3 protein-coding genes are annotated in these 4,525 nt (G+C 68.4%); all 3 read left to right on the top strand.

Going from position 1 to position 4,525, the window contains the following annotated elements:
* On the top strand, positions 1 to 2,146 hold a 2,146-nt coding region (locus VFG33_RS13660), incomplete at its 5' end, for a TIGR03773 family transporter-associated surface protein (RefSeq protein WP_325026210.1).
* Positions 2,143 to 3,711, top strand: a complete 1,569-nt coding sequence (locus VFG33_RS13655; protein WP_325026208.1) for an anchored repeat ABC transporter, substrate-binding protein — start codon at positions 2,143 to 2,145, stop codon at positions 3,709 to 3,711. The genes VFG33_RS13660 and VFG33_RS13655, both read left to right, overlap by 4 nt.
* Positions 3,708 to 4,525 (top strand): TIGR03773 family transporter-associated surface protein (locus VFG33_RS13650; protein WP_325026206.1); only part of this gene is annotated, 818 nt, incomplete at its 3' end. The genes VFG33_RS13655 and VFG33_RS13650, both read left to right, overlap by 4 nt.

Below are 4,525 nucleotides of genomic sequence, written 5' to 3'. Positions count from 1 at the left end.
CGTCTGGATCGCACCGGAGACCCAGGACCCCGAGCTGATCTGGCCCGGCTGGAACACCGAGACGATTCCCGCCGGCGCACTCCAGGGCGACGTCGTCGACCTGACCCTGCTGAACAGCCAGGGCCCTGGAAACGTCGAGGTGTTCTTCAACTACGACGGCATCAGCTCGACGGTGACAAGGTTGTTCAGCTCGACGGATCCGGCGATCAAGACCCTGCACCAGCCGGTCGGGCAGCATGTCCACGCCAACTGGGCATTCACCGCGCTCGGCACCTACACGCTCACCTTCCAGGCGACGGCCACCACGGCCGGCGGTGCCCAACTCACCTCTGGACCGATCGACTACACGTTCGTGGTCGGTCCGTACGAACCACCGACCCCACCGCCCACGACACCGACCCCACCGCCGACCACCCCACCCACTACTCCACCGACTACTCCTCCGACGACCTCGCCCACCACGCAGCCAACGACCCCGCCCACGACGCCTCCGGTGACGCCGACGCCTACTCCCTCCGCGCCAGCCTGTGTCACTGCGGTACTGGGTGTCGGGCATGTGGATGTGGCCGCGCGCACGGTTGGCGGGAAGCTGCGGTTCCAGGTGAAGGACGGCACGCAAGGTAGTGACAAGGTTGTCTGGCGGGATCCGGGCACGGTCGCATTCCACGTCCGGCCGGCCGCTGATGAACTGGTTCCCGCCGCGGCCTCCTACCGGTTCCTCGGTGCAACCGGCGCGACCGTCTGGCAACTGCCACAGACCCAGGCGGACGACCTCCTGTGGGCCGGCTGGAACACCGAGTCGGTGGACTACGGCGCCCTGACCGGACCGGTCAGCTGGTCGCTCGACAAGGTCCAAGGTCCCGGGAAGCTCGCGCTCTACCAGTTCGACCAGTTCGGCGAACCGCTGGTCTCCTTCGACAGCGGCAAGGCCCTTCCGCAGTCGCTCAAGTTCGACGCGCCGACCCACGCCCACGGCAACTGGGCCTTCACCAAGCAGGGGATCTACCGGCTGACCTTCACCTATTCGGCGACGACCAAGACCGGCCAGAAGCTCAGTGACACGGCCACCCTGCCGGTCGCGGTCGGCGCAACCGACCTCGCCGCACTCTGCCCCGGCGGGCCTCCCCCGACGACCCAACCACCAACCACCCAGCCACCGACCACCCAGCCACCGACGACCCAACCTCCGACCACGCCACCCACCAACTCGCCGACGAGCGGCCCGACGCCGAGCCACTCAGTCAGCTCCGACCCGCCTGCACCGGTTGCCAAGCTCGTGCCCTGCGTGACCACGACGCCGGCCTCCAGCAGTAGCCCGCATACAGCAACCTCCAGCACACCCGGCTCATCCGGCACCGCGTCAGCCGGCGTGACGCTGACCACCGGCCACGCCGACTACGCAGTACGGCTGGAAGGGGGCTCTCTGGTCTCGCGGCTCAAGGACGGGACCAAGGCCGGTGATCCGGTCTGGCGTGATCCCGCGCAGGTAACGGTGAAGTTGACCTCCGCCGCGGAGACCAAGGCGCCGGGCGGGGCGTTCGCCTTCCTCGGCCCGGCCGGATCGACGCTGTGGCAGATCTCGCAGACGCAGAAGGACGGCGTGGTCTGGCTCGGCTGGAACACCGAGGAACTCTCCGCGGCCCAGGTCTCGGGTCAGGTCGACTGGCGACTCGACCAGGTGACCGGACCCGGTGCGCTCGCTCTCTTCGAGTTCGACTCCTTCGGGCAGCCGAAGGTGATCTTCAACAGTGGCGATGGCCTGCCCGATACCCACAAGGTCCCGCTCGGGACGCACGCCCACGGCAACTGGGCCTTCACCAAGGCGGGCACCTACAAGGTCCGCTTCACCCACACCGCGACCTTGGCGTCCGGCACTCGGTCGACCGACACGGCGACCATCACCTTCGTCGTCGGAGACACCAGCAGCAGCTCAGGCGGCGCCCCCGCCGCGGGTCCCGTGCCCTTGGCCGGTGCCACCACGCCGACGAGCACGCCCACGACCACGACCGCCGCGACAGGCACGGGCGGCTGCACGTTGGCGATGACCGGTGGCTCGATCGGGCCTGGCTGGATCGCTGCGGGTGTCGTGCTGGTTCTACTCGGCACCGTCGCGATCGTCGCCACCCGCCGACGGGGCAACGCATGAGCCGCGGGCGGCGGTTCCGGATCACGTCGGCCGTGCTGGCGTTCGTCGTACCGGTCGGGCTGGTGGGCTGTTCCGGCGGTGCTGATGCCGGTTCCGGTGGGAAGCTCAACGTGGTCACGACCACGGAGATCCTGGCCGATCTCGTGCAACACGTCGGCGGTGATCGGGTGGCGGCTTCGTCGCTCGTACCGGCCGGCGGCGACCCGCACTCGTACGAGCCTTCGCCGGCTGATGCCAAGCGGGTCGCCAAGGCGGACGTGACGTTCACCAACCACCTGCTGCTGGAGCCGCAAGCGCTGATCAAGACGGTCGACGCGAACGCCCCCAAGGACAGTCCCAACGTGTCGCTCGCCGAGGCGGCAGAAAGCTACGGGGCGAACGTGATCCCGATGGTCGAGGACATCGGGCTGGACGTGCTCTGGCTGGGACTCCGCGTCCGCGGCACCGGCAAGGCACGTGGTGCCACCCGGACCTCGTCGGTCCAGATGTCGGCCACGAAGCTGACCGGACCGGGCCAGTTGGTTGCCTACCTGACCGAGTCCCTGGGGCAGCCCGATCGATACTTCGACTCCACGGACGGACTCGGACCTGCGGACCACACGACGCTGCCGCCGGCCGCCCACACCCACCTGAACTGGGCCTTCACCAAGCCCGGGATCTACCAGCTGACTCTGGAGGGCAAGCTCGATCTCGGTGACGGCAAACCGCTCCAGCCACTGGGTGCCGGCACGTTCACCTTCGCGGTCGGAGTGGAACCACGCACCGTCAAACCCGCGGCGGGTGGTCAGGCCACGGTGCTGGACGACGGCCACACGGATCTGACGGTCGACCTGGACAGTGGACAGGTCTACGCGTACTCCGACTCGAAGGAGCCCGGGGCGGCGCAATCCGTCGTGCCGGCCGGGCAGGTGGTCATCGACGTACCGAACAAGGCTTTGGAGACCGTGCCGGACGATGCGCGGTTCGCGTTCCTCGGCAAGGCAGGGACGCAGGTCCACCAACTCCCGCAGGCCGTGCTCGGCAAGCACGTGCACGGTGAGATCGACCCGCACCTGTGGCAGGACGTCGCCAACGCCAAGGCCTACGCGCAACTGATGCGGGACACGCTGATCAGCGAAGACCCCGACGGCAAGCAGGTCTACCAGGACAACACCGCGGCGTATCTGCGGGAGCTCGACGAACTGGATCAGTACGTGCGCACCAAGCTGGCCACCATCCCTGCCGCCCGGCGTCAGCTGGTCACCACCCACGACGCCTTCGGCTATCTGGCCGAGGCGTACGGCCTGCACGTGGCCGGCTTCGTGGTGCCCAACCCCGCCCAGGAACCAAGTGTGGAACAGGTGAAGAAGCTGTCCGAGACCATCCGCAACCTGAAGGTGCCGGCCGTGTTCGTCGAGCCGAACCTGACTCAGCGCGCATCGGTGCTCACCCAGGTGGCGCATGACCAGCGCGTCCAGGTCTGCTCCTTGTTCGGCGACTCGTTCGACGAGAACACCCGGACCTACGTGGCGATGATGCGGCACAACGCGGACGAGCTGCAGCGCTGCCTGGGAGAGACCCGATGAAGGCGCTCGCGCTGACCGTACTGTTGTTGTCCACCGCAACGGTTCCGGCGATGGCGCAGCCGGTGTCGGCGACGGAGCAGACCGTGATCACGGACGGCCACGTGGATCTGGGGCCCCGCTTCGTGGACGGCGAGTGGACCGTCCAGCTCCGCGACGACACGGTCGACCCGGCGGTCTGGCGGCCGCTCGAGGACGTCGTCCTGCAGGTGACCGACAAGGCCCAGGTCTCGGTTCCGGCCGATCCCGCGTACTCCTTCCTCGGCAAGTCCGGACAGAAGGTCTGGGTGATCCCGCAGGTCCAGCAGACCGGGGTGCTCTGGCCCGGCTGGAACACCCAGGACACCGAGGTGGCAACGCGGGTCGACCGTGAGGTGACCTGGTCGCTGAACGGTGTGGAGGGGCCGGGGGCGTTCACGCTCTTCCTCAACGGCGACTTCGGCAAGCCCGACCCGGTCTTCGACAGCCGCAAGCCGTTCCCGCAGGAGACCGGGGTCGACGTCAACACCCACGTGCACGGAAACTGGACGTTCGATGCTGCAGGCACCTATCTGCTCGACATCGCGATGACTGCCAAGTTGACCGACGGCACCACGGTCACCGACAGCGGACCACTGCGCCTGTACGCCGGTCCTGGTGATCCGCGGGCTGCCTTCTCCGTCCAGCCGAAGGCGGCTCCCCCGGCGGCCGACTCGTCCAACCCAGCCGACGCCGTCCCCGCGGGTTCCTCGAGCGACAACAACCGGATCCCGTGGATCGCAGGTGGGGCCGGGCTGGTGCTGCTCCTGGGAATCACGTGGCTGTTCGCGCGGCGGCG

This window comes from Kribbella sp., from assembly GCF_035687465.1.
Classification (GTDB): Bacteria; Actinomycetota; Actinomycetes; order Propionibacteriales; family Kribbellaceae; genus Kribbella.
The sequence above is the reverse complement of the archived record's forward strand: the minus strand, read 5'-3'. Positions and strand labels throughout refer to the sequence as shown.

Coding starts and splice junctions, on each gene's coding strand:
- VFG33_RS13655 (WP_325026208.1), top strand. CDS start 2,143: ATGAGCCGCGGGCGGCGGTTCCGGATCACGTCGGCCGTGCTGGCGTTC.